At 69.8% G+C, this 23,680-nt stretch carries 21 protein-coding genes and 1 pseudogene; 8 read left to right on the top strand and 14 right to left on the bottom strand.

Features of this window, described 5'->3' with window-relative positions; all coding sequences use genetic code 11:
- Nucleotides 1–42: 42 nt before the first annotated feature.
- The 3 genes from QIT00_RS17480 to QIT00_RS17470 form a co-directional block, all read right to left on the bottom strand.
- Nucleotides 43–1,677 (bottom strand): polyamine aminopropyltransferase, encoded by a 1,635-nt coding sequence (locus tag QIT00_RS17480; protein WP_282536210.1) that lies wholly within the window; start codon nucleotides 1,675–1,677, stop codon nucleotides 43–45.
- Between the two features lie 263 nt (nucleotides 1,678–1,940).
- Entirely contained in the window at nucleotides 1,941–2,465 is a 525-nt protein-coding gene (locus QIT00_RS17475; protein ID WP_282536209.1) for a DUF2617 family protein, read from the bottom strand.
- A gap of 368 nt (nucleotides 2,466–2,833) precedes the next feature.
- A complete protein-coding gene (locus QIT00_RS17470; RefSeq protein ID WP_282536208.1) occupies nucleotides 2,834–3,097 on the bottom strand; it encodes a hypothetical protein in 264 nt (87 codons plus the stop codon).
- A 172-nt stretch (nucleotides 3,098–3,269) separates the two neighbouring features.
- Here QIT00_RS17470 and QIT00_RS17465 point away from each other — a divergent pair.
- From QIT00_RS17465 to QIT00_RS17450, 4 genes and pseudogenes are all read left to right on the top strand, one after another.
- Nucleotides 3,270–4,115: pseudogene (locus QIT00_RS17465) on the top strand (aminotransferase class I/II-fold pyridoxal phosphate-dependent enzyme); the annotation flags it as partial.
- Nucleotides 4,116–4,362: 247 nt separating this feature from the next.
- Nucleotides 4,363–4,554, top strand: a complete 192-nt coding sequence (locus QIT00_RS17460) for a hypothetical protein (protein WP_282536207.1) — start codon at nucleotides 4,363–4,365, stop codon at nucleotides 4,552–4,554.
- Between the two features lie 305 nt (nucleotides 4,555–4,859).
- Nucleotides 4,860–6,050, top strand: coding sequence for an N-6 DNA methylase (locus tag QIT00_RS17455; protein WP_349017184.1), 1,191 nt, complete (start codon nucleotides 4,860–4,862; stop codon nucleotides 6,048–6,050).
- Nucleotides 6,050–7,333, top strand: coding sequence for a restriction endonuclease subunit S domain-containing protein (locus tag QIT00_RS17450; RefSeq protein ID WP_282536205.1), 1,284 nt, complete (start codon nucleotides 6,050–6,052; stop codon nucleotides 7,331–7,333). The genes QIT00_RS17455 and QIT00_RS17450 overlap by 1 nt, the downstream gene beginning before the upstream one ends.
- Before the next feature lie 157 nt (nucleotides 7,334–7,490).
- Here the strand turns inward: QIT00_RS17450 and QIT00_RS17445 are convergent, their stop codons facing one another.
- Together QIT00_RS17445 and QIT00_RS17440 are read right to left on the bottom strand one after the other, a co-directional pair.
- Nucleotides 7,491–8,012 (bottom strand): Cap15 family cyclic dinucleotide receptor domain-containing protein, encoded by a 522-nt coding sequence (locus tag QIT00_RS17445; protein ID WP_456316488.1) that lies wholly within the window; start codon nucleotides 8,010–8,012, stop codon nucleotides 7,491–7,493.
- Nucleotides 8,013–8,144: 132 nt separating this feature from the next.
- Nucleotides 8,145–9,056 carry a nucleotidyltransferase family protein gene (locus tag QIT00_RS17440; RefSeq protein ID WP_282536203.1) on the bottom strand — a complete coding sequence of 304 codons (912 nt, stop codon included), beginning with the start codon at nucleotides 9,054–9,056 and terminating at the stop codon, nucleotides 8,145–8,147.
- Nucleotides 9,057–9,186: 130 nt separating this feature from the next.
- On the opposite strand from QIT00_RS17440, the gene QIT00_RS17435 reads away from it, so the two are divergent.
- Nucleotides 9,187–10,347 (top strand): pyridoxal phosphate-dependent aminotransferase, encoded by a 1,161-nt coding sequence (locus tag QIT00_RS17435; protein ID WP_282536202.1) that lies wholly within the window; start codon nucleotides 9,187–9,189, stop codon nucleotides 10,345–10,347.
- A 188-nt stretch (nucleotides 10,348–10,535) separates the two neighbouring features.
- Here the strand turns inward: QIT00_RS17435 and QIT00_RS17430 are convergent, their stop codons facing one another.
- Nucleotides 10,536–11,072: a type III secretion system chaperone family protein gene (locus QIT00_RS17430; protein WP_282536201.1), complete on the bottom strand. Its 537-nt coding sequence runs from the start codon at nucleotides 11,070–11,072 to the stop codon at nucleotides 10,536–10,538.
- A gap of 133 nt (nucleotides 11,073–11,205) precedes the next feature.
- The gene (clpB, locus tag QIT00_RS17425) at nucleotides 11,206–13,812 is read right to left on the bottom strand and encodes an ATP-dependent chaperone ClpB (RefSeq protein ID WP_282536200.1); all 2,607 of its coding nucleotides are present in this window, start codon (nucleotides 13,810–13,812) and stop codon (nucleotides 11,206–11,208) included.
- A gap of 160 nt (nucleotides 13,813–13,972) precedes the next feature.
- On the opposite strand from clpB, the gene QIT00_RS17420 reads away from it, so the two are divergent.
- Complete coding sequence (locus tag QIT00_RS17420) at nucleotides 13,973–14,404, top strand: pyridoxamine 5'-phosphate oxidase family protein (RefSeq protein WP_282536199.1); 432 nt, start codon at nucleotides 13,973–13,975, stop codon at nucleotides 14,402–14,404.
- 101 nt (nucleotides 14,405–14,505) lie between these two features.
- Here the strand turns inward: QIT00_RS17420 and QIT00_RS17415 are convergent, their stop codons facing one another.
- Nucleotides 14,506–14,826: a (2Fe-2S)-binding protein gene (locus QIT00_RS17415; protein WP_282536198.1), complete on the bottom strand. Its 321-nt coding sequence runs from the start codon at nucleotides 14,824–14,826 to the stop codon at nucleotides 14,506–14,508.
- A gap of 326 nt (nucleotides 14,827–15,152) precedes the next feature.
- Here QIT00_RS17415 and QIT00_RS17410 point away from each other — a divergent pair, with 326 nt between their 5' ends.
- The gene (locus QIT00_RS17410) at nucleotides 15,153–16,136 is read left to right on the top strand and encodes a helix-turn-helix transcriptional regulator (RefSeq protein ID WP_282536197.1); all 984 of its coding nucleotides are present in this window, start codon (nucleotides 15,153–15,155) and stop codon (nucleotides 16,134–16,136) included.
- On the opposite strand, the gene QIT00_RS17405 is transcribed toward QIT00_RS17410, so the two are convergent.
- The 5 genes from QIT00_RS17405 to dnaK form a co-directional block, all read right to left on the bottom strand.
- On the bottom strand, nucleotides 16,105–17,100 hold the full coding sequence (locus QIT00_RS17405) for a helix-turn-helix transcriptional regulator (RefSeq protein WP_282536196.1): 996 nt from the start codon (nucleotides 17,098–17,100) through the stop codon (nucleotides 16,105–16,107). The two genes, QIT00_RS17410 and QIT00_RS17405, sit on opposite strands and share 32 nt — an antisense overlap.
- A 347-nt stretch (nucleotides 17,101–17,447) precedes the next feature.
- Nucleotides 17,448–17,891, bottom strand: coding sequence for a heat shock protein transcriptional repressor HspR (locus QIT00_RS17400; RefSeq protein ID WP_282536195.1), 444 nt, complete (start codon nucleotides 17,889–17,891; stop codon nucleotides 17,448–17,450).
- Nucleotides 17,892–17,895: 4 nt separating this feature from the next.
- Entirely contained in the window at nucleotides 17,896–19,077 is a 1,182-nt protein-coding gene (dnaJ, locus tag QIT00_RS17395) for a molecular chaperone DnaJ (RefSeq protein ID WP_282536194.1), read from the bottom strand.
- Between the two features lie 33 nt (nucleotides 19,078–19,110).
- Nucleotides 19,111–19,812 carry a nucleotide exchange factor GrpE gene (gene grpE, locus QIT00_RS17390; protein WP_282536193.1) on the bottom strand — a complete coding sequence of 234 codons (702 nt, stop codon included), beginning with the start codon at nucleotides 19,810–19,812 and terminating at the stop codon, nucleotides 19,111–19,113.
- Nucleotides 19,809–21,680, bottom strand: a complete 1,872-nt coding sequence (gene dnaK, locus QIT00_RS17385) for a molecular chaperone DnaK (RefSeq protein WP_282536192.1) — start codon at nucleotides 21,678–21,680, stop codon at nucleotides 19,809–19,811. The genes grpE and dnaK overlap by 4 nt, the downstream gene beginning before the upstream one ends.
- A gap of 269 nt (nucleotides 21,681–21,949) precedes the next feature.
- Here dnaK and QIT00_RS17380 point away from each other — a divergent pair, with 269 nt between their 5' ends.
- On the top strand, nucleotides 21,950–22,705 hold the full coding sequence (locus QIT00_RS17380) for a glycosyltransferase family 2 protein (RefSeq protein WP_282536191.1): 756 nt from the start codon (nucleotides 21,950–21,952) through the stop codon (nucleotides 22,703–22,705).
- Nucleotides 22,706–22,709: 4 nt separating this feature from the next.
- Here QIT00_RS17380 and QIT00_RS17375 read toward each other — a convergent pair whose 3' ends face one another.
- Nucleotides 22,710–23,441 (bottom strand): FkbM family methyltransferase, encoded by a 732-nt coding sequence (locus QIT00_RS17375; RefSeq protein WP_282536190.1) that lies wholly within the window; start codon nucleotides 23,439–23,441, stop codon nucleotides 22,710–22,712.
- Between the last annotated feature and the right edge of the window lie 239 nt (nucleotides 23,442–23,680).

The raw sequence follows: 23,680 nt of genomic DNA, 5'->3' as shown, positions 1-23,680 counted from the left end.
AGCCGCACCCCCGTATCCCCACATTCGGCCCCGAGGCCGCGCTCAGCCGACCGGGGTCGCCGCCTCCGCGTATCTCGGGTGCACCAGAGTGGAGGGCGGCAGGCCGGGGACGCGGGTGCGTTCGATCGCGCGGGCGCCGTCCCTGAGCATCTTCGGCGTGAGGGAGCGGCGGGCGGGTCTCGCGTCCAGGCCGAGCCGGGGCGGGGTGCGCGAGGCGAGCAGGAACGCCCAGTCGCGCGGTGCGCGCTCGCGGCCGGTGCCGGGCTGCTCGCGGCGGCCTCCGACGCGGTACGGCGCGGTGCGCAGGCCCGCCGCGCGCACGCCGGCCTCCACGGTCCAGAACACCCGCGGCCGCCCCGCCGCTCCGGCGTGCACGGCGAGCCGGCCGCCGGGGGCGAGGGCGCGGGTGGCGAGGCCGAAGAACTCCTGGGAGTAGAGCTTGGCGGACTCGGTGCCGCCGGGCTCGGGCAGATCGGCGATCACGACGTCGTACGGGCGCGACGCGCCGCCCGTACGCGGCTCGCGGAGCCACTGGAAGGCGTCGCCGTGCACGACGTGCAGCCGGGGGTTGTCGTACGCGTGCGCGTTGAGGGCGCTGAGGGCGGGGTCGGTGCGGGCCAGGTCGACCAGCTCGGCGTCGCGTACGACGACGTCGACGCGGTCCACGCCGGGGTGGCGGAGCACTTCGCGGGCGGCGAGGCCGTCCCCGCCGCCGAGGATCAGCACGCGCGCGTGCGGGCCGCGCATCGCGGGGTGCACGAGCGCCTCGTGGTACCGGTGGGCGTCGCGTCCGCCGGCGCGCAGCCGCCCGTCGAGGTAGAGGCCGAAGGAGCCGGGCGTGGACTCCTCGCCGCCGGTGAGGACGATCTCCCGCACGTCGGTCCGCAGGGCCACGCGGACGTCCGCGCCGTACATCGTGCGCCGGGCGGCGCGTTCGAAGTCGCCGACGCCCGCGGCGAGGGTGGCGAGCAGCACGAGCACGGCGAGGTTGGCGGCGAGCAGGCGGCGGCGCGTGCGGGCGCTCAGGTCGTGCCGGAACAGCCACAGGACGAGGGCGCCGCCCGCGATCGCGTTGACCGCGCCGGTGAGGAGCGCGCCCGTCAACTGACCGAGGAGCGGCAGCAGCAGGAACGGAAAGGCGAGTCCGCCGACGAGCGCGCCCACGTAGTCCGCGGCGAAGAGGTCGGCGACGGCGCCGCCCGCGTCCTGGCGGCGGATGCGCTGGATGAGGGTCATCAGGAGCGGCACTTCGGCGCCGATGAGCACGCCGATGGCGAGGGAGAACGCGACGAGCAGCACGCGCGTGCCCGCGCCCCAGACGAACCCGGCGTAGAGCGCGAGGGCGCTGCAGCCGCCGACCAGGGCGAGCGCGGCCTCGACGGCGCCGAACGCGGCGGCGGCCCGGCAGCGCAGGTGCTTGGCGAGCAGGGAGCCGATGCCCATCGCGAAGACCATCACGGAGAGCACGACGGAGGCCTGCGTGACGGAGTCACCGATCAAGTACGAGGCGAGGGCGACGAGTTCGAGTTCGTACACGAGGCCGCAGGCGGCGCTGATGAAGACGGCGACGAGGACGAGCAGGCGCCCGGCCCGCGGTGACACGGGCAGCACAGCCGTGTCCTCGGGCCCCCCGGACGGTGGGGCTCCGGGCGGCGCGGACAGCGGCGACTCGATCACGATGGGAACGCTACGTCACCACTCGTGCGCACCCTGTCACCCACACGTGTGAGAACCGCGGCGAACGGCGGGCGTGCGGCGGCGCGTCACCGGTGCGCGGGCGGTTGTGCGGTAGCGCGGGGCGGGCGCGTACGAGCATGGGCGCGGGCGCGTACGAGCATGGGGCGGGCGCGTACGAGCGCGGGCGCGGGCGGGCGCGCCGGAGCTCAACTCGCCCCGCGCGCACGGAGGTCGCGCGCACGGAGGTTCGGAGAGACGGGAGCTCAGGCGGGCTGCGGCGCGGGCAGGCGAGCCCCCACGCGGGTGCGGGTGGCGACGAGCTGGCCTTCCTGCGGGTAGGCGTGCCAGGTGCGCCAGTGCACCTGGCCCTCCTGGCGCTGCACGAGGAGTGCGGTGAACGCGTGCGGGCTGCCCGGGAAGACGCCCGCGAGCCCGTTGGGATGGTCGGAGACCAGGGCGAGCAACTCCTGGGCGCGGCCCGCGAAGGAGCCGCTCGACATGGTCTCGACACGGGCGGCGAACTCGTACTCCCAGTCGCCCACGCGCTTGGCGACGCCGAGCGGGAGGGGGGTGCTGCTGCCCGCGATGCAGGCGACGGTCTCGGAGCAGCGGGACTCGCCCTGCTCGATGATGACTTGGTGTGAGGCGCCCAGGAGCCTCAACTGCACTTTTACGTCCTGGAGTTCGAGGTCGAGCGCGGCCAGGGCGGGCAGCGGTTCGCGGCCCAGGGCCCAGGCGAGGTCGTCGGCGCGCGTGTCGGTGTAGGAGGTCTGCAGAGTCGTGAGCATGGGGAGGGCTCCGGGGCATGCGTGGAGGTCTGGGCCGTGCGCCCAGGGCGCTGCGCCGGGAGGGCGCGGGGAGAAGGGTTCGCCGGCTTACTGCCCACGAGTCGGCCAGGGCTGCGCGGCCGAGGGCTGCGTGGATGAGTAAGAGGGAATCATGAACGGCAGTACCGCCACAGCGTTTTTACCCAACTTCGTAGGGTTTCCATCCCCTCGGGTGGTCTCACTGTTCAACTGTTCTGCCGTCTTCGACCAGGCCTGCGAGTGCCGCGTGCGGCGGACCGAAGCAGACCTCCGCGGACCGAAGCAGACCAACGCGGCGGCGCCCGACGGGAGTTGTCGCCGTCGGGCGCCGCCGCGGTGCGCGTACCGCCTCAGCAGCCGCCACCGCCACCGCCTCCGCCGCAGCCACCGCCGCCGCCTCCGCCGCCCCCGCAGGAGGACGAGCTGCCGCCGCAGGAGGACGAGCCCCCGCTGCACGAGGCGCCGGTGCTGCCGCCCGCGCCTCCGGCCCACCAGCCGCCGCTGCTGCTACCGCCGCCGCGCCGCGAGGAGCCACGGCCGGAACCCGAGCCGCGCCCCGCCGCGATACAGGCGATGACCACCACCACGAACACCACGAAAAAGAAGACCGCCATGATCCTCTCCCTTCCTTCGTTCCCCCGAAGGCCTCCGCCGAAGGGTTTCCCCCGAAGGGCTTCCCCCGCAGGGCTTCCCCCGAAGCGATCGGACGCTCCTGTGTGCAGGACAGATCCCCGGCGCCTCGTATCCCCAAAGCAGAGTTGAGGAACTCCAGAGGTTCGGCGCAGGATTGCGCCCATGACCTCACCCGCGCCCCGCCCGCTCCTCAACCGCCGCCTGGCCGAGTTCGGTACCACGATCTTCGCCGAGATGTCCGCCCTCGCGCTGCGCACGGGTGCCATCAACCTCGGTCAGGGCTTCCCCGACACCGACGGGCCCGAGGAGGTCAGGGAGGCGGCGGTGCGGGCGCTGCGGGACGGCCGCGGCAACCAGTACCCGCCGGGCCCCGGCGTCCCCGAGCTGCGGACGGCGATCTCCGCGCACCAGGAGCGCCGTTACGGGCTGTCGTACGACCCGGACACCGAGGTCCTCGTCACCGCGGGCGCGACCGAGGCGATCGCGGCCTCGCTGCTCGCCCTGGTCGAGCCGGGCGACGAGGTGATCGCCCTGGAGCCGTACTACGACTCGTACGCGGCGAGCATCGCGCTCGCGGGCGCTGCGCGCGTGCCCGTGACGCTGCGGCCGAGCGGCACGGGCGGTACGGGCGGTACGGGCGGTACGGGCGGCACTGGCGGTACGGGCGGCACTGGCGGCACTGGCGGGACTGGCGGCTTCCACCTGGACCTGGACGAGCTGCGCCGCGCCGTCACCGACCGCACCCGGCTGCTCCTCCTCAACACCCCGCACAACCCGACCGGCACGGTCCTGACCCGCGAAGAGCTCGCCGGGATCGCCGAACTCGCCGTGGAGCGGGACCTGCTCGTGGTCACGGACGAGGTGTACGAGCACCTGGTCTTCGACGGCGAGCATCTGCCCCTCGCCTCCTTCCCGGGCATGCGCGAGCACACGGTCACGATCTCGTCGGCGGGCAAGACGTTCTCGTTCACCGGCTGGAAGGTCGGCTGGGTCAAGGCTTGCTGACCTACCTATTCAGGAAGTGACCCGGGTCGCCGATCACAGCCCCTCGCGACTTCGCTCACTAAATCCCAAACTGCGTGCACTTGGCTGCAGGGCTCCAACGCCGGGCGCGCGCCTTAGGAAATCCCAAATGCCGTGCACCAAGCGGCGGGTGGGCTACGTCTTCTACTGTCCTACCTGACGCCGGGGATCGCGTGACTCGCTCACATCGCTGGAGATCCCCCCGACCTCAGGAAGGAAGCACGTGCAGCAGAGGTTGACGTACGTGATCATCGCGGTTCTCGCGGCGCTAGTGGCCGCCCTTGTCGGCAGCCTTGTGACCGTCGTCGAAGGAGGTGGACCCACTGTGGTCTTCAAGACCGGAGTGGCAACCTTCGGGGGCACCCTAACCCTCGTTCTGGGAGTCATGGTCTGCTTGGGCGTGGTGGGCTCGTGAGCGACATGGGGTCCCATGGCAGAGGTACGCGTACTGAGGACGATGCCGCACTCAAGGTCTTCACGGAGGTACGCCACCACCGGGCACGGCTCTCCCGTTTGATGAACGCTCATGACGCGGCCCGCCTCGTCCTCGGACTGCTCTACTTGAGCCGGACCGCACATGCCGCCCCGCGGTCTGGGGTTCCCACGTGGTCGTGGCTGCAGGGCAAGGCCGCGGAGAGCAGCCCTCGAATCGGCGTTGCTGTGAGCGAGTGCCTCGCCCATTGGCTCGCCGCGCCCGGAACTGGTCGCGACGACACGGGTATGAGCGACTCGCTACCCCCTCCACCTCCCGGCGCCGACCCCTCCCTCCGTGGTCTCATCCTGGCGATCAGCTCCGCCCAACAAGTCGGAGCCCTGCTCGACTTGTGCTTGAGCGAGCTCTCGGCCGAGCAAGCCCGTGGAAGCCACTACTTCACGCCGGGCGACATGGCCCGTCTCATGGTGGAAGCCGCCGCGCCACAGGACGGGCACAGCGTGCTGGACCCCGTATGTGGTTCAGGCGGGCTGCTGGTCGAGAGTCACCGTTACGTCCACGAACGCGTCGGGCTGAGCCCGGCCATGTCCTTGCGGGGAAAGGAGCAGCACGCCCCTACCGCACAGGTCGCCCGCATGAACCTCGCTGTGCGGGGGGTCGAGGCGCACATCTTCCCTCCCGCGGACAGCCTCGCGAAGCCGGAAGCCGATCGCTACGACGTCATCCTTGCCAACCTGCCGTTCAATCAGCAGGACTGGGCGTCGGAGAGCGAGAAGGGCGAGGGCATAGGCCAGAATCGCCCCATCCCCTTCGACCCCCGGTGGCCGGAGGAACCCCCGCCCAGGGGATCCGGCAACGCCGCATGGATCATGCACATCGCGCATGCTCTCGCTCCAGCCGGCCGAGCAGCCTTCCTGATGGCCGACAGCGTGGCCAAGAGCCCCCAGCCCGCCACACGAAGGCTGCGCGAACGGTTGCTGCGTGCCGACCTCGTTGAGTGCGTGATCGCGCTGCCGCCGCGCGTGTTCGGCCATACCGATGCCACCGCCTGCCTGTGGGTGCTGAACAAGGACAAGCGCGCGCGACCCGGCTGGGGCGCCGTAGACCGCCGCGGACAAGTGCTATTCATCAACGCGCGGCGGTCCTTCGAGCGTGTCTCGAAGTCAAGCGCGCGGCGGCTGGGCGACGCACACACAGCACGAATCCTGAACACCCTGGCGGCTTGGCGTGGCACTGAGGTGGAGAGAGCCCCGGGAATGTCCTACGTCGACCAGCCCGGCTGGTCTCGCGGGTGCTTGATCGAGGAGATCACCCAGCGCCGGCACGAACTCATGCCCACCACGTACGCCACGGAGTCCCCCGGCCCCGAACACGACACGCTGAGGCGGATCGACCAGCTCAAGCACGAGCTGGTCAAAAAGCTCAGCCGCGGGCACGAACTCGAGTCGCAGTTGCTGGACGCATTGGAGGAGATTTGATGGCCTCGCCTGCCCACAGCTACAGCATCAATACGGAAGCCTGGCAAGCAACCGCCATCGCTGACTTCCACCCGAAGGACATGTACACCACGTCCGGCGCTCTCGACGACGACGCCCCCGGACAGGCAGGCATCGTGAGCTCGACGCATGTCAGAGGCGGAAGGATCCACTCGCCTCGAACCGGCGAGCGAGGCCCAAAGGACACTAGTCCCAACCGGGCGGCCCTCAAGGAGGGCGACCTGGCCGTCGTACTCGTCAGACGGGCAGGCCACGCGGCAATCGTCCCCGCAGAGTACGCAGGGTGGACCGCGTCCAGGTCCATCGGCATCATCCGCTCGGACCCACACGTCGTGAGATGGCTTCAGATCTGGCTGCAGACTCCCGCGGCGAAGGCGCGGATCGACGAGGATGTGACGGCACACGTCGAGCCCACCGTGAGCCTGGATACGCTCCGCCGCATGCGGTTCCCGCTCCCTCCGCCAGACGTGATCGCCACGTACCACCGGACTTTCGGCCGCCTGGAGAAGTTGATCAACATCTACGGGGAGACCGCGCGCGACGCAATGGAACTGGCCGACGCGATCCACGACGACTGGTCCTCAATTGCGGCGTGGGAGAAGCCGCTTCGCGAAGTCGCCAAGGCGAGGACGGGTACAGGTTCGGCGCGTTCGCTCGCCCCCCGCTCGAATGAACTCGGCGTCGACGCGATCACCCCGACCGACCTACTCGACCTCACGGTGCCCCATGTGGAGCGGTTTCGTCTGAGCAGTCCAGCTGACGCCCCCGAAGTGTGGCCACCCGGCACCTTCATGTTGAGCACCCGCCCCGACGGCGCGCACATCGCCGTGACTCAGCACCCCGCGACACCCACCAGAGGTGTACTGGCGGTGCGGCCTGTTGAGGAAGCAGACGTCTGGTGGCTGCTCCACGAGCTGAGGAGCCGGAGCAGCGACATCGCGCAGGCGGCTCAGGGACGAAACGCCCGGGAGATCTCCGCGCGTGCTGTCTCTTCTCTGAGCGTCACCTGGCCCGACTCCACAACCCGCGCCCACTTCCACACAATTGCCGACCCGCTGCACTCCGTCGCAAGGCAGCTCGTCTCCAAGATTGCGACCCTGCATGACCTGAAGGGAGCGCTCCTACGCGACATCTCGGCGAAGGCCGATGTTGTCCTGGATCGGGAGCCGGAGCTCAACGAGGAATACCTGCAGCCCCCTGAGATCCCGCAGCCGCGCGAGTCCACGAACGGTCACACGTCGGGATGGTCCCCGCAGAATCCATGAGAACTCTGTGAGGAACGCCAGGCCATTGCTGAATCGAAGGCTGGACGGACTCCAGACGGGCGCGGCAACAACCCACTGAGCCGCGGCATCTCCGAACGGGGCTGGCGAGGTCAATCGCCTTCGAGCCCTTCAACGGCTCCTCGGCCACCTGAACCCGTCACTCGGGCGGGACACCGACGTCAGGGTGAACCTGCTGCACCGCGGAGAACGACGCGTACGTCGTTGCCCTGTCCAGATAAGTCAGGTCCATGTCACCCATGGTGAGGCGGTCGGTCCAGTAGCGTCCGGACAGCGTCTGCGGGATGCGCTCGGTAATCGTGAGCAGGCAGGTCCCGGTGTGGCTCCGGCTCCGCGGCTGGTGCTCCAAGCGCGGCTCATTGCCGTAGACGAACTCCAGGACGTGCCGCTGAGACCCCTGGTTCCCGCGGACCGCTGCCGTCCGGGACGAAGAAGAGCTTTCGGCCGTCATGAGCACCGCATGCAGCGACCAGTAGGTCTGCTCAATGAGCATGTAGGCGTGGATCGGCCCGCGATTACCGCCGCGCGGGATACGGCTGTCCGGGTGCGGCCGCAGTTCGACATGCCAGGTTCCGTCGAGGCGGGGCCGACCGACCAGCCGATGGATGCCGGGCCAACGCCACATCCACCGGTCGAACACCACCACGGCGAGGCCAATCACGACGGGGAGGTACGCGGTGATGTACCGGATCTGCTCATCGGGACGTATCCCGATGAGCACGAGGACCAGGGCGTAAGCGACCGCAGCCGCGGTGGCCCCTCCGCGTATGAGACTGGCCGGCTTCATGCGCGGCTACACGTAGTTGAGGAGATAGAACGTCTCAACCACCAGCTTGTGCGCGTCATCAACGCTCCACTTCTGTCCGGCGCCGAACAGCGGCTTGATCTCATTGGGCTCAGCCCATGACTTGTGCACGTCGTTGAGCGTGCCCTCGATCAGGTGCGTCAGCGCGGCGCGGAAGGTGTCGTCCAGCGAGTGCCCCCTCTTCAAGATGGGATCGGGGACGTTATAGACGAGGCACTCCATGAGGTACGAGGGCTGCTCCGTCACCCGCCCCAGCCGGACCAGCTCGTTCTCGGCGTTCTTCAAGGCACGCACCATGTTCTTGTATCGGTGCCCAGTGCTGGTGTTCTTGTTCCGGCCATTAACGAGCTGCTGCTTCGGCCAGTTGACGATCTTCTTGCCGTCCTTGCACCAGACCAGACTTCCGATCGCCGGATCACCCGCCCCATCGAGGCGACGGTAGGCGCGGTACTCGTAGCTCGGCACCACGTCGATGCTCGGACGGCTGCCGTCGACAGCCGGGATGTTGAAGGCGACGTTGTGGTCAGCGTCGACTTGCTGACGCCCGAAGTGGTCCTGCAGAAGTGAATGCACGGTGCTACGCCACTCCTCGGGTGGCCACCACAGACTCTTCGGCCGACGCTGCTTCGGGGTTGAGGACGACGGCGCAGCTCCATCGTGAAAGTAGACCTCGCAGCACTCGACGACGATGTCGACGTCGCTGTCACGCCGGACATTGGTGCTGTTGGGGTACGAGCCCTTCGCGTACACCTTTGCCTTCGCTGCCACCGGTGAACGATCCACCGCAGCCTTCACCATGCGCTCCGCACGCTTCTGCTGTTCGTCCTCCGTGTCGCTGGACGGCTTGATCCAACGCGACAGAAGCCCTTCACGGTCCGTTACTACTAGTTCCGCGTTCATGCTGATATCAACTGGTCACGCCATCAGATAGTTACCCTCCGTGCTCGATGGACTCGATCTTCGGGACCGAGGGCACATCCGGGAAGATGAACCCCACGCAATCGGCACCGACAACGAGGACTGGTGGGTCATGGGCGACAGGCCGCTGCTGAACCGCAGGCTGGACGGATTCGGCACGACGATCTTCGCGGAGATGTCGGCGCTGGCGGTGAAGACCGGGGCGATCAACCTTGGGCAAGGCTTTCCGGACACCGACGGCCCGGAGGAGGTCAGGGAAGCGGCAGTGCGAGCCCTGCGCGACGGCCGCGGCAACCAGTACCCGCCGGGCCCCGGCATTCCGGAACTGCGCACCGCGATCGCCGAGCACCAGCAGCGCTTCTACGGCCTGACCTTCGACCCCGACACCGAGGTCCTGGTCACCGCGGGCGCGACCGAGGCCCTCGCGGCCACGATGCTGGCGCTGCTCGAACCGGGCGACGAGGTCATCGCCTTCGAGCCGTACTACGACTCGTACGCCGCGGGCATCGCGATGGCCGGCGGCAAGCGCGTCCCGCTGACCCTGCGCGCCCCCGACTTCCGCCCCGACCTCGACGCGCTGCGCGACGCCGTCACCGACCGCACCCGCCTGCTCCTCCTCAACTCCCCGCACAACCCGACCGGCATGGTCCTGACTCGCGACGAGCTCACGGCCATCGCCGAGCTCGCGGTCGAGCGGGACCTGATCGTCGTCACCGACGAGGTCTACGAGCACCTGGTCTTCGACGGCGAGCACATCCCGCTCATCTCCCTCCCCGGGATGCGCGAGCGCACGGTCTCGATCTCCTCGTCCGGCAAGACCTTCTCGTTCACGGGGTGGAAGGTTGGCTGGGTAACAGCTGTCGCTCCCTTGCTGACGGCAGTCCGTACGGCCAAGCAGTTCCTGACGTACGTCTCTGCGGGACCGTTCCAGTACGCGGTGGCCGAGGCACTGCGGCTGCCGAACAGCTACTTCACCGAGTTCCGCGACGACCTGGGCGCCAAGCGCGACCTGCTCGCGGGTGGGCTCGCGGAAGCGGGCTTCGACGTCTACCGCCCTCAGGGGACGTACTTCATCACCACGGATGTCGCCGCCCTCGGCGAGAAGGACGCCCTCGCCTTCTGCCGCGCACTCCCGGAGCGCTGCGGCGTGGTGGCCGTCCCCAACTCCGTCTTCTACGACGCCCCGGAGGCCGGGCAAAGCCAGGTCCGCTTCGCCTTCTGCAAGCGCATCCCGGTGCTGGAGGACGCGGTGTCCCGTCTGAAGCGGCTCTGAGGGCCGGGGCCGGTCACGGCCTCGGGCGCGGGCGCGGGTGCGGGCGCGGCGGAAACGGCGAGAGCCCGGCCGGTGCACGCCACCCTGGTGGTGGCGGCCCTGGCCGGGCTCTCTCTGGCGTACGGGACGTATCCGGTGACTCCGGCTCCGGCCCGTATGCCGCTGTGACCGTGGCGGTGGTCCGAGCGCTACTCGTCGTCCGGCTTCTCCGCCGAGTCGACATCCTCGACCAGGCCGAGGTGCTCGACGAGCCAGCGCTCGAACTCGATCGCGGCCCGCACCCAGCTGACCGTGGAGGACACGAAGTGCTCCAGGCTGACGCCGGTGCCGATCAGCATCTGCGCCTCGCCCACGATGCGGACGGTGGTCGGGCCGCCCTCCTCCTCGTGGGTGTGGGTGTAGACCTTGGGCCACAGGGTGCGGCGGTTCCACTCGTCCACGGCGTCGAGGATCTGCGCCTTGGACTCGATCGGGTGCGGCCGGTCGTAGAACGTCCGCACCGAGAAGACCTGCTGGTCGCCCTCGCCGCGGAACATGAAGTACGTGCGGAAGTTCTCCCACGGCGCCGCGAGGTCGCCCTCGTCGTCGACGACGTGCTTGAGCTCCATCTGGTCCAGGAGCTGCTTCACCAGGTCCTGATCGGGGACGACGGGGCCCGCCGGTCCTTCGGCCTGCGGTTCCTGCTGGCCCCCGAAGTTCGGAATCGAGGACGGGTCGATGCTCACCGTGTATTTCCCTTCGTACGGATTCGCCCATCCTCCACCATCGACGGCGGGTCGCCGCAACCCTTGGCGACGGCGATCCGCCACGAGCCGAACTTCGGGGTCCGCGCCCCTTACTCCGTTTACTCCGAGCCCCTTACCGCGCGGGCCCCACGAGCAGCTCGTCCCCGACCCGGTCCACCCGGACGGTGTCGCCGTCCTTGACCTCGCCGGAGAGGATCTCCCGGGCCAGCCGGTCCCCGATCGCGGTCTGCACGAGGCGGCGCAGCGGGCGCGCGCCGTACGCCGGGTCGTTGCCCTCGTCCGCCAGCCAGGCCAGGGCCTCGGGCGTGACGTCGAGGCTGAGCCGGCGCTCGGCGAGGCGCGCCGCGAGGCGGTCGAGCTGCAGCCGGGCGATGTGCGCGAGCTCGTCCCTGCCGAGGGCGGAGAACACCACCAGGTCGTCGAGCCGGTTCAGGAACTCCGGCTTGAAGGAGGCGCGTACGACCTCCAGGACCTGCTGCTTCTTCTCCTCCTCGGAGGTGAGGGGCTCTACGAGGTACTGACTGCCGAGGTTGGACGTCAGGATCAGGATGGTGTTGCGGAAGTCCACGGTCCGGCCCTGGCCGTCGGTGAGGCGGCCGTCGTCGAGGACCTGGAGCAGGATGTCGAAGACCTCCGGGTGCGCCTTCTCCACCTCGTCCAGGAGCACGACGCTGTACGGGCGCCGCCGCACCGCCTCGGTGAGCTGGCCGCCCTCCTCGTACCCGACATAGCCGGGCGGGGCGCCGACCAGGCGGGCGACGGAGTGCTTCTCGCCGTACTCCGACATGTCGATGCGGACCATGGCGCGCTCGTCGTCGAAGAGGAAGTCCGCGAGCGCCTTGGCGAGTTCGGTCTTGCCGACGCCGGTCGGGCCGAGGAAGAGGAACGAGCCGGTGGGGCGGTCCGGGTCGGCGATGCCCGCGCGGGTGCGCCGGACGGCGTCGGACACCGCGCGGACGGCCTCGGTCTGGCCGATGAGGCGCTTGCCCAGCTCGTCCTCCATGCGCAGGAGCTTCTGCGTCTCGCCCTCCAGGAGGCGGCCCGCGGGGATGCCGGTCCAGGAGCCGACCACGTCCGCGATGTCGTCCGGGCCGACCTCCTCCTTCACCATCGAGCTTTTGATGTCACCAGTCTTGGCGGCCTCCTGCTCGGCCTCGGCCTCGCTGGCCTCCGCCAACTCCCGTTCCAGGCCCGGGATCTCGCCGTAGAGCAGCTTGGACGCGGTGTCGAAGTCGCCGTCGCGCTGGGCGCGTTCGGCCTGGCCGCGCAGCTCGTCGAGCTTCTCCTTGAGTTCGCCGACGCGGTTGAGGGAGGTCTTCTCCTTCTCCCAGCGTGCGGTGAGGCCGCGCAGCTCCTCCTCCTTGTCGGCGAGGTCGCGGCGCAGCTTGTCGAGGCGCTCCTTGCTCGCGGCGTCGGTCTCCTTGCCGATCGCCAGCTCCTCCATGCGCAGGCGGTCGACGGAGCGCTGGAGTTCGTCGATCTCGACGGGCGAGGAGTCGATCTCCATCCGCAGCCGGGACGCGGCCTCGTCGACCAGGTCGATGGCCTTGTCGGGCAGGAAGCGGGACGTGATGTACCGGTCGGAGAGGCTCGCGGCGGCCACCAGGGCGGAGTCGGCGATCACGACCTTGTGGTGGGCCTCGTACCGCCCCTTGAGTCCGCGCAGGATCGCGATGGTGTCCTCGACGGACGGCTCGGCGACCAGGACCTGCTGGAAGCGGCGCTCCAGGGCCGGGTCCTTCTCGATCCGCTCGCGGTACTCGTCGAGCGTCGTGGCGCCGACCATGCGCAGTTCGCCGCGGGCCAGCATCGGCTTGAGCATGTTGCCGGCGTCCATGGCGGAGTCGCCGCCCGCGCCCGCGCCGACGACGGTGTGCAGCTCGTCGATGAACGTGATGATCTGCCCGTCGCTCTCCTTGATCTCGGAGAGGACGGTCTTCAGGCGCTCCTCGAACTCACCGCGGTACTTCGCGCCCGCGACCATCGCGCCCAGGTCGAGCGAGACGAGGCGCTTGTCGCGCAGGCTCTCCGGGACGTCGCCCTTCACGATGCGCTGCGCGAGCCCCTCGACGACGGCGGTCTTGCCGACGCCGGGCTCGCCGATGAGCACCGGGTTGTTCTTCGTACGCCGCGACAGGACCTGCACGACGCGGCGGATCTCCTGGTCCCGGCCGATGACCGGGTCGAGCTTGCCCTCTCGGGCGGCGGCGGTGAAGTCGGTGCCGAACTTCTCCAGGGCCTTGTACTGCCCCTCGGGGTCGGGGGTCGTCACGCGGCGGCCTCCCCTGGCCTCGCCGAACGCGTCAAGCAGCTTCTTGTCACTGGCGCCCTGTTCCTTCAGTACGTCCGCGGCCCGGCCGCCCTTCGCGGCGATGCCGATGAGCAGATGCTCGGTGGAGAGGTAGTCGTCGCCCAGCTCCTTGGCGCGCCGGCCGGCGTCCGCGATCACGGCGAGCAGCTCCCGGCCCGGCTGCGGCGGTGCCACGGTGGACCCGGTCACGCTCGGCAGTCCGGCGAGGAGGCGCTCGGCCCCGGAGCGTACGGCGGCCTGGTCGGCGTTGACGGCGGCGAGCAGGTCGGTGATGTTCTCGTTGTCGCGCCCTTCGAGGAGGGCGAGCAGCAGATGCACCGGCGTCAGGTCGGCGTGCCCTCCGGACACGGCCCGGCTCGTCGCCGCGTTGAGCGCATCCCGGCTCCGGTTCGTCAGCTCTGCATCCACGTGCGCGCTACCTCCTTGGCTCCGACCAGCTCGTACCACTCCAGCACGCTGACTTCATACTGACTTCATACTGACTTCATACTGACTTCGCCAACGTGCATAAAGTTGAGTCTATTCCACTCAACTCCGGAGGCGTGCGGCGGGGGATAGATTTCCACGCATGGCCATAGACCCCCGCGACCCCGGTTCCGCCTACCTCAGCTTCTGGCGGGAACGGCATGTGTGCACCTTGACGACCCTGCGCCCCGACGGCACTCCGCACGTCGCCCCGGTGGGCGTCACGTACGACCCGGAGGCGGGGGTCGCCCGCGTCATCAGCAGCAAGTCCAGCAAGAAGGTCCGCAACATCCTGGCGGGGGGCGCGGACGGCACTCCGGCCGCCGCCTGCCAGTTCGCGGGGCGCCTGTGGGCGACGCTGGAGGGCCGGGCCCGTATCCGTACGGAACCGGAGGCGATCGCCGACGCGGAGCGCCGCTACGCGGAGCGGTACGAGCGGACACCCTCGCCGAACCCGAACCGGGTGCTCATCGAGATCACGCTCACGAAGGCGCTGGGCAGCAGGGCGCTGCGCGAGGCCCCGGAGAGCCCGTAGGCGCAGGGAAACGCACAGCGGCGCCACCGTGATCCAGGTTCACGATGACGCCGCTGCGGGGGGAAGCGCCTGGGCGATCTTTTGACGACGGGGGAATCGCGTCAGGCACTGCGGGGGGTGGCCGGGATGGTTTCCGGTTCGACCAGCTCGTGGTCGCGCTGGTCCAGGTTGACGAAGATCATTCCGTAACGGATGGCACACCGCACCGGCTGCGGGGCCCCGCGTGGCTTGCGCAGACAGCGGAAGGCCCGCACGTCGTCGTCCTCGTCGTCCCGGACGACCAGGATCGGCTCACCGAAGAGGGTGACCATCAACGAATCGCCGGGACCCGGAAGGGCCGTGACGAGGTCGATGAAGTGCCACCCGGATCGATAGGCGGACGCCATCTCACGCCGGAAGCGTGTGTCCTCCGGAACAGTCATACTCAGTTCCAACCCGGGTCGAGGGCACTGTCGTCAGCTGACGCAGCGGGGGCCACCCAGCCTGGATCGGTGGACGCGGCGCTGTTGCGGGACGACAGCTCCGACGCCCCGCTACCCCCGGTCGACTCCACAGCCCCCACTGCGGCAGCAGCAATAACGGCGGCAGCAACCACTGCACGTATCAGTCTCTTGGCCATTACTGAGCAACCTCACTTGAAGATGTCGCTTCCTAGCCCCCGCAGCTAGAAGATGACCCACACTCGGCCCCCAGCACCACAGAGGCCAGGCATCATGTTCCTGATATGCAGGAGCCTGGGGGTGCACATATGGGAAAAGACGAGTACAAAACGGACCACCCCCATTCGCACACGGAGCTGTGCGAAGCAGGTTCACGCCTGTACGCAAGCGCTCTGCGCACAGGGCGAATAGCCCGGTCAGAACTCGGTGTCGCACCCTGCCTGATCGATCTGGCCCTGGTCCATCCCGACCCCGACGACCCGCAATGGCTGCGCCCGGTCCCTCCCTCTGCCGCTCTCGCGCAATTGCTGCAACCTGTCGAGCGAGAGATACAGGAACGGCGACGCCTGACGGTTGCTCTCTCCGATGCTTTTGAGCCATTCATGGCCATCAGCGCCCTCGCCCCTCCGACCACGCACGCCATCACCGTGCTGGAGGGCGTCAGCTTGATCAATGCCACCCTGGACCGCGTCGTGGCCGGATGCTCGAAGGAGCTGCTGACGGTCCAGCCCGGCGGCGGCCGGCCCGCCCAGACCCTGAAAGAGGCGCTGAGCCGGGTGCAACCTCTGCTCAACCGGGGCATCCAGATGCGCACGCTCTACCAACACACCGCCCGTCACACGGAGTTGACCCTGCACTATCTCGAACAGGTCGGCCCCGAGGTCGAGGTGCGCACCCTGGAAGAGATCATCGACCGGCTGATCATCGTCGACCGCGAGGTGGCTTTCATCCCGGCCCGCAGCGATCGCCAGGTCGCCCTGGAACTCAGGCATCCCGGACTCGTCGAGTACCTGGTGGGCGTCTTCGACCAGTTCTGGAGGCTGGCCGTGCCCATCAACGAGGAGATCCCCGCGTACGACCCCCGAACCGACGGGGTCACCGGTGTCCAGCGGTCCATCGCGAAGCTGCTCGTGGAAGGCCATGTCGACGAGGCCATCGCCCGCCGCCTCGGCATGAACGTACGCACCTGCCGCGCCCACGTCGCCAAGCTGGCGGCCGCCCTGGGCAGCGGCAGCCGCACTCAACTCGGCTATCTCATCGCTAAGTCGGGCCTGCTGGAGGAACACCAGTAGCGCCGGGAAGCACGTCGAGACCGGCTTGTGCGATCCGCACCCCGAGCTGCGCCCGGCTCGAACTCCCCAGGGCCTCGGCCAATTTGCTGATGTGATGGCGGCAGGTCCGCACGTTGATGCCGATCCTGCGGGCGATCTCGATATCGGCGTGGCCCTCGGCGAGAAGGGCCGCGATCGCCCGCTCGCGATAGGTGATGCCGTCCATGTCACTCATGACCGGCAGCGCATCACCGAGCGGCACGGCCACCCGCCAGAGGCGGTCGAAGACCATGGCCAGGTAGCGCACGAGCTCAGGCTGACGCACCTCCAGGGCAACCGTGTTGGCCGCATTGCAGGAGAGGAACGCGACGCTCTGGTCGCACAGGTGCAGGCGGTCCGGCACCTCGTCGAGGGTGCGGACCTCCACCGACCGCGTCACTTGCTCCAGATAGACGGACAAGCCGGGTCCGTGGCGGGCCGTGTGGTTGTAGAGCGTTCGCGTACGCACGCCTCGCCGCTGCAGTTCGAGAGCGCGCGGCAAGGAGTACGCGAGTTCCCTCTCGGAGCGGACTCCCCCGGCCTCGACCGAGCGGAACTCCTTCTCGCACTCGGCCAACGCCGCGTCGACGACCGGCCGGATACGGGCCTTTCCCTCCAGCACCCGCACCCCCGCTCCGGCGGACACAGCCTTGCCCTCCAGGCCCATCAGATGCTCGGCCATGTCCGCTGCCGCCGCCGCTCGCCGCCGCACCTCGGCCGCGCCCGCCGCCACGTCCCGCAGCAGTTCCGACACGACCCCGCCCGGCGTTTCGGGCAGCAGCCAACTCATGTCCTGTGGGTCGGGACTCAGCAGCCCGAGCTCGATCAGACAGGGCGCTTCGGCCACCTCCGCCCTGGCGATCCGTCCCTCGCCGAGGGCGCGGACGTAGACCCTGTCGCCCGCCGCGCAGAGGTCCTCCACACCGTGCCCATGAGCGAATGACACGTCCGGTCCGCTCACATCCCACCCCCATGTGTTCGCCGTCACCGTGGCCACCGATCTCGCGTAGGGAACAGTGGACCACTCCAGCGCGCCGTACGCCCCCTTTATCCCCCCTCATCTCCCTGCCCCCGCAACAACATGAGGCTTCCGGGTGCCCTCGGTGTCGCGCATGGTTGAAGGGCGAACCTCAGTGTCCCGGTCGGTCCCCTCCGGCCGGGGCGCAGTCCACGTACACACCCCCATTGACCCGAACCCCATCCCCCCACACCCCCAACGCAGTAGGCCCGCTCCCCTCGTCGAGGGGGGCGGGCCTACTGCGTTGATCGGGCGTCGGCGTGGACGGCCGTCGGTCACTCCGGGCGCTTGGGGCGCCAGACCACCAGCGCGCTGGTGGGGTGGGCCTCCTGGTACGGGACCAGGTCCCGGCGGTACGAGGCGTGCACCTGTGCCTCGCGCTGCTGCATCGCGGCCGCCGCGCCCTCGACCGCCGCCGACAGCTCGGCGACCCGGGACTGCAGCGCCGCGACCTGGTTCTCCAGCTCGATGATGCGCTTGATCCCGGCGAGGTTGATGCCCTCCTCCTGCGACAAGTGCTGGACGGTGCGCAGCAGGTCGATGTCGCGGGCGGAGTAGCGGCGGCCCCGTCCGGCCGTACGGTCCGGGGAGACCAGGCCGAGACGGTCGTACTGCCGCAGGGTCTGCGGGTGGAGTCCGGAAAGCTGGGCAGCCACCGAGATGACGTACACCGGCGTCTCGTCGGTCAGTTGATACGGGTTACGTCGACGGCCGTCCATCTGCTCAAGCTCCCTTCGCAGCCTGGAACAGTTCTGCCCGCGGATCGTCGTCCGCAGTCGCCTTGCGGTACGTCTCCAGGGCCTCCTGGGCCTTGGGGCTCAGGTCCTTGGGGACCGCCACCTCGACCGTCACGAGCAGATCGCCCCGCGTGCCGTCCTTGCGCACCGCGCCCTTGCCCCGGGCGCGCATCGTACGGCCGCCCGGCGTACCCGCGGGCAGTTTCAGCGTGACCGTGGGACCGCCGAGCGTCGGCACCTTCACCTCGCCGCCGAGCGCCGCCTCCGTGAAGGAGACCGGCACCGTGACGGTGAGGTTGTCGCCCTTGCGGCCGAAGACCGGGTGGGCGTCCACGTGCACCACGACGTACAAGTCGCCTGCGGGGCCGCCGCGTTCGCCCGGTGCGCCCTTGCCGCGCAGGCGGATGCGCTGGCCGTCCGAGACGCCCGCCGGGATGCGGACCTGCATCGTGCGGGACGACTTGGCGCGGCCCGAGCCCTTGCAGACCTCGCAGGGGGTCTCGGCGATGAGGCCGCGCCCCTTGCAGTCCACGCACGGGTCGGTGAGGGAGAACCCTCCGCCGCCGCCGCGCGAGACCTGGCCCGTACCGACGCAGGTCGGGCACACGCGCGGCGTGCCGTTCTTGTCGCCGGTGCCCGAACAGGCCTTGCAGGGCTGCTGGCTGGACATGCGGAGCGGGACCGTGGCCCCGTCCACCGCCTCGGTGAAGCTCAGCGTGACCTCGGACTCGATGTCCTGGCCGCGCCGGGGCTGCGTCCGCGTGCCCGCGGCGCCGCCCCGGTTGAAGAGCCCGCCGAAGACGTCCCCGATCCCGCCGCCGCCGAAGCCGCCGGCGCCGCCCGCGCCCTGGCCGCCCCCGAAGAGGTCGCCCAGGTCGAAGTTGAAGTTGCCGCCCCCGCCGGCGCCCGGGCCTGGCCTGAACCCGCCGTTGCCGAAGAGGGTGCGCGCCTCGTCGTACTCCTTGCGCTTCTTGGGGTCGCCGAGGATGTCGTTCGCCTCGGAGATCTCCTTGAACCGCTCCTCCGCCTTGGGGTTGTTCTTGTTGGCGTCGGGGTGGTTCTCGCGCGCGAGCTTGCGGTACGCCTTCTTGATCTCGGCGTCGGTGGCGTCCTTCGGGACACCGAGGACCTTGTAGTAGTCCTTCTCGATGAAGTCCTTGGTGCTCATCCCCGGCGTCCCTCCTTCCCGTTGCCGGTCACGTCAGCCCTCGTCCGGGCCACCGCTCTCCTTGTCGTCCGCCGCTTCGGCGGTCTCGGCCTTCTTGCTCTTGTCCTTGCCCTCGGCGTCGCTCTCGCCCTTGGCGGGCTGCGCGCCGGGCTGCGGCTCGGCGACGGCCACCCGCGCGGGGCGGATGGTGCGCTCGCCGATGCGATACCCCGGCTGCAGGATCGCGACGCAGGTCGTCTCCGTGACGTCCGGCGCGTAGCTGTGCATGAGGGCCTCGTGCACGGTCGGGTCGAAGGGCTCGCCCTCCTTGCCGAACTGCATCAAGCCCATCTTCGCGGCGACCGTCTCCAGGGATTCGGCCACCGACTTGAAGCCGCCGACCAGTTCGCCGTGCTCACGGGCGCGGCCGATGTCGTCGAGCGTGGGCAGGAGCTCGGTCAGGAGGCTCGCCACGGCGATCTCCTTGACCGCGACCCGGTCGCGCTCGACCCGGCGGCGGTAGTTCTGGAACTCGGCCTGGAGCCGCTGGAGGTCGGCGGTGCGCTCGCCAAGCGCCGCGCGCGCCTGGTCCAGCTGCGCCGTCAGACCTACGTCCGCTGCTGCATTGTCTCCGGCCGGGGCCGCCCCCTCCTCAGCGGAGGGAGCGGCCTTCGACTCGGCGGCCTCAGGGGTGTCGCCGGAGGAGACGTCAGCGGGCTCGTTCTGCTCGTCGAAGCCCGGGGTCTCCTCCGTCATGCGGCGCCGCCCTTCGCGTTACCGGGCTTCTCGTCGTCGACGATCTCGGCGTCCACGACGTCGTCCTCCGGCTTGGCCTGCTCGGCACCCGGAGCGTCGGCGCCCGGGGCCTCGCCGCCGGCGGCCTGCGCGGCCTGGGCGTCGGCGTACATCGCCTGGCCCAGCTTCTGCGCGACGGCCTGGACCTTCTCGGTCGCGGTGCGGATCTCGGCGGTGTCGTCGCCCTTGAGCTTCTCCTTCAGCTCGGTGAGCGACTCCTCGACCTCGGTCTTCACCTCGCCCGGGACCTTCTCCTCGTTGTCCTTGAGGAACTTCTCCGTCTGGTAGACGAGCTGCTCGCCCTGGTTGCGGGACTCGGCGGCCTCGCGGCGCTTCTGGTCCTCGTCCGCGTACTGCTCGGCCTCCTGGCGCATGCGGTCGACCTCGTCCTTCGGCAGCGAGGAGCCGCCGGTGACGGTCATCTTCTGCTCCTTGCCCGTGCCCAGGTCCTTCGCGGTCACGTGCATGATGCCGTTGGCGTCGATGTCGAAGGAGACCTCGATCTGCGGGACGCCACGCGGGGCCGGCGGCAGACCGGTCAGCTCGAACATCCCGAGCTTCTTGTTGTACGCCGCGATCTCGCGCTCGCCCTGGTAGACCTGGATCTGCACGGACGGCTGGTTGTCCTCGGCCGTCGTGAAGATCTCGGAGCGCTTCGTCGGGATCGTGGTGTTGCGCTCGATCAGCTTGGTCATGATGCCGCCCTTGGTCTCGATACCGAGGGACAGCGGGGTCACGTCGAGGAGCAGGACGTCCTTGACCTCACCCTTGAGCACACCGGCCTGCAGGGCGGCGCCGATGGCGACGACCTCGTCCGGGTTGACGCCCTTGTTGGCCTCCTTGCCGCCGGTCAGCTCCTTGACGAGCTCGGCGACGGCGGGCATGCGGGTGGAGCCACCGACCAGGACCACGTGGTCGATCTCGGACAGCTGGATGCCGGCGTCCTTGATGACGTTGTGGAACGGGGTCTTGCAGCGCTCGATCAGGTCCTGGGTGAGCTGCTGGAACTGGGCGCGGGAGAGCTTCTCGTCCAGGTGCAGCGGGCCCTCGGCGGAGGCCGTGATGTACGGCAGGTTGATCGTGGTCTCCGTGGAGGAGGACAGCTCGATCTTCGCCTTCTCGGCGGCCTCGCGCAGGCGCTGGAGCGCCATCTTGTCCTTGGAGAGGTCCACGCCGTGGCCGCTGTTGAACTGCTTGACCAGGTAGTCGACGACGCGCTGGTCCCAGTCGTCACCACCGAGGTGGTTGTCGCCGTTGGTGGCCTTCACCTCGACGACGCCGTCACCGATCTCCAGGAGCGAGACGTCGAAGGTGCCGCCACCGAGGTCGAAGACGAGGATCGTCTGGTCGTCCTTGTCCAGGCCGTAGGCCAGGGCGGCGGAGGTGGGCTCGTTGACGATGCGCAGGACGTTCAGGCCCGCGATCTCGCCGGCCTCCTTGGTGGCCTGACGCTCGGAGTCGTTGAAGTAGGCGGGGACGGTGATGACCGCGTCCTGGACCTTCTCGCCCAGGTAGGACTCCGCGTCGCGCTTCAGCTTCTGCAGGATGAAGGCGCTCATCTGCTGCGGGTTGAAGTCCTTGTCATCGATGGTGACCTTCCAGTCAGTGCCCATGTGGCGCTTGACCGACCGGATGGTCCTGTCGACGTTCGTGACCGCCTGACGCTTCGCGACCTCGCCGACGAGCACCTCACCGTTCTTCGCGAAGGCGACGACGGACGGCGTGGTCCTGGCGCCCTCGGCGTTGGTGATGACGGTGGGCTCGCCGCCTTCGAGAACGCTGACGACGGAGTTAGTCGTGCCCAGGTCGATGCCGACCGCACGTGCCATTTCAATTCCTCCATGACTTGAGTGGAACAGGCTCAAGGATGCATGACGGATCCGCACCGGTCAACAGACCTGAGTCAGGCCGACTCAACTTTTATCCAGCCCTTACGGGCAACAGTGATGCGCCTGCGCCTTGAGTGGCGGCCCGACCCACCACCGTAGACCCTCGAACCAGGGCATCACGGACGCCTGCCCCACCGCCCTCCCCACCCCCAGGGACGTGCAACCGACGGTCCCGGGCCGGGGCGCCACCGACCCGAGGAGCCGATGCGGTGCAGCCTCAGCTCGCCGTCCTGATGACCGGTCACAACCGCCGCGACGCCGTGCTCCGCGCCCTCGACGCCCTCGACCGCCAGCGCGCCTCCCCCGAAAAGGCCGTACTCCACACGTACTTCGTCGACGCGGGAAGCACCGACGGCACCGCGGAGGCCGTCGCGTTCGCGCACCCCAAGGTGCGGCTGATGCGTCTCGACGCCGAGGTCCCGTGGGGTCACGGCATGCGCATCGCGAGCCGCAACAGCCGCGGCGCCGACAGCGCCCCGTTCACACACCAGTTGTGGCTCCACCCCGACACCGAGCTCCACGAGAACGCCGTACGCCACCTCCTGACGGTCGCTCAGGAGCACCCGGACGCCGTCGTCACCGGCGCGCTCCGCTCCCCCGACGGCACCCGCACCACCCGTTCCGGCCGCCGCGGCCGGCGCCTGGCCCTCGTCGAACCGACCGGTCGGGCCGAGCCCTGCGACACGTACGACGGGGGCGCGGTGCTGCTGCCGCGGGCCGTGCGGGCCCGCGTCGGCGACATCGACCGGCGCTTCCCGTACGGCCTCGGCGATCACGACCATGGGCTGCGCGCCCACAAGGCCGGCGCCCCGCTCTATGTGGCGCCGCACCATGTGGGCACCGCCCCGGACACCCCGCCCCCGGCCCGCCCGCCCGAACTCCCCGCCGCCGCCTGGTGCGTGTACTGCCTGCGCGTCTACTGCCTGCGCGTCCGGTTCGCGCTTGCCTGGGCGACCGCCCGCTGACGGCTCAGCCCCGGAAGAGGACCAGGCCGCACTGGAGCAGCTCGCCCGAGCGCGGGTCGGCGGCCCCCGGCACCAGGGACTTCAGCGACAGCCCGAGGGACGCCCGCGCGAAGTCGAGCGCCTCGGCGAACAGCGGCCCGTCCGCGTACTGCGGTACGAACGAGGTCCGCAGCTGGAGTCCCGTGAGGTCGTCGGCGTGCTCGCCCGCGCCGCGCAGCACCCGGGACTCGGAGCCGCGCACGTCGAGCTTGAGGAAGACCCGCTCGCCGGGCGCCACGACCTGCTCCCACAGCTCGTCCAGGCGCCGCATCTCGACCGGCTGCCGGGCCACGTACGCCGAGCCCGGGTGGGCCTCGCGGTGGCGGGGCAGCATCGGCAGGACCGAGCTGGCGGCGCCGCCGTCCCCCGCGACGTTCAGGACCGCGCGGCCGCTCTCCTCGCCGAGCGCGTACGGCAGCACGCTCCACGCGTCGTCCTGCGCGGCCGCCCGCTCCGCCCTGCGGCGCGCCCCGTCGAGCGGCTCGAACGACACGATCCGCCCGCGGTACCCGGCCCGCCGGAGCGCGCCCGCGTACCGCCCGTCGTACGCACCCGCGTCCACCACCAGGTCGACCTCGAACTCCTCGATGAGCCGGACCAGTTGGGACTCGTACGCGGTGGGGTCGGGGGAGCGTCGCGTGGCGTCGCGGCCGAAGCGCTGCACGGTGCCCCGCACTCGGTCGAGAAGACTGGTCATGAGCGCGCTCCGGGAACGGCGGTACGGGTGCGAGTGGGGGTGCGGGCCTGGCCCTGGGGTCGGCTCGGGGGCTGGGGCTGGGGCTGAGGCTGGGGCTGGGGCCGGGGCTGAGGCTGAGGCGGCCGGGGCGCCGGGCGGGGCCCGCTCGCGGTCGCCGTCGCCTGCCCGCGCGCCAGGACCGCGGCGGTACGGGTGCGTCTGGACGCGGTCCGCGGGCTGCGCGGGTGGGCCACGCGCAC

It is taken from the genome of Streptomyces luteolus (genome assembly GCF_029968015.1).
Taxonomy (GTDB): Bacteria; Actinomycetota; Actinomycetes; order Streptomycetales; family Streptomycetaceae; genus Streptomyces; species Streptomyces luteolus.
The sequence above is the reverse complement of the archived record's forward strand: the minus strand, read 5'-3'. Positions and strand labels throughout refer to the sequence as shown.

Excerpts from the sequence above, each read along its gene's own strand:
- QIT00_RS17470 (WP_282536208.1), bottom strand. The coding sequence starts at position 3,097 with ATGGCGGTCTTCTTTTTCGTGGTGTTCGTGGTGGTGGTCATCGCCTGT.
- QIT00_RS17440 (WP_282536203.1), bottom strand. The coding sequence starts at position 9,056 with ATGAACGCGGAACTAGTAGTAACGGACCGTGAAGGGCTTCTGTCGCGT.
- dnaJ (WP_282536194.1), bottom strand. The coding sequence starts at position 19,077 with ATGAGCACCAAGGACTTCATCGAGAAGGACTACTACAAGGTCCTCGGT.
- QIT00_RS17375 (WP_282536190.1), bottom strand. The coding sequence starts at position 23,441 with ATGACCAGTCTTCTCGACCGAGTGCGGGGCACCGTGCAGCGCTTCGGC.
- QIT00_RS17410 (WP_282536197.1), top strand. The coding sequence starts at position 15,153 with ATGGGAAAAGACGAGTACAAAACGGACCACCCCCATTCGCACACGGAG.
- grpE (WP_282536193.1), bottom strand. The coding sequence starts at position 19,812 with ATGACGGAGGAGACCCCGGGCTTCGACGAGCAGAACGAGCCCGCTGAC.
- QIT00_RS17415 (WP_282536198.1), bottom strand. The coding sequence starts at position 14,826 with ATGACTGTTCCGGAGGACACACGCTTCCGGCGTGAGATGGCGTCCGCC.
- QIT00_RS17420 (WP_282536199.1), top strand. The coding sequence starts at position 13,973 with ATGGCCATAGACCCCCGCGACCCCGGTTCCGCCTACCTCAGCTTCTGG.
- dnaK (WP_282536192.1), bottom strand. The coding sequence starts at position 21,680 with ATGGCACGTGCGGTCGGCATCGACCTGGGCACGACTAACTCCGTCGTC.
- QIT00_RS17450 (WP_282536205.1), top strand. The coding sequence starts at position 6,050 with ATGGCCTCGCCTGCCCACAGCTACAGCATCAATACGGAAGCCTGGCAA.
- QIT00_RS17455 (WP_349017184.1), top strand. The coding sequence starts at position 4,860 with ATGAGCGACTCGCTACCCCCTCCACCTCCCGGCGCCGACCCCTCCCTC.
- QIT00_RS17475 (WP_282536209.1), bottom strand. The coding sequence starts at position 2,465 with ATGCTCACGACTCTGCAGACCTCCTACACCGACACGCGCGCCGACGAC.
- QIT00_RS17435 (WP_282536202.1), top strand. The coding sequence starts at position 9,187 with ATGGGCGACAGGCCGCTGCTGAACCGCAGGCTGGACGGATTCGGCACG.
- QIT00_RS17400 (WP_282536195.1), bottom strand. The coding sequence starts at position 17,891 with ATGGACGGCCGTCGACGTAACCCGTATCAACTGACCGACGAGACGCCG.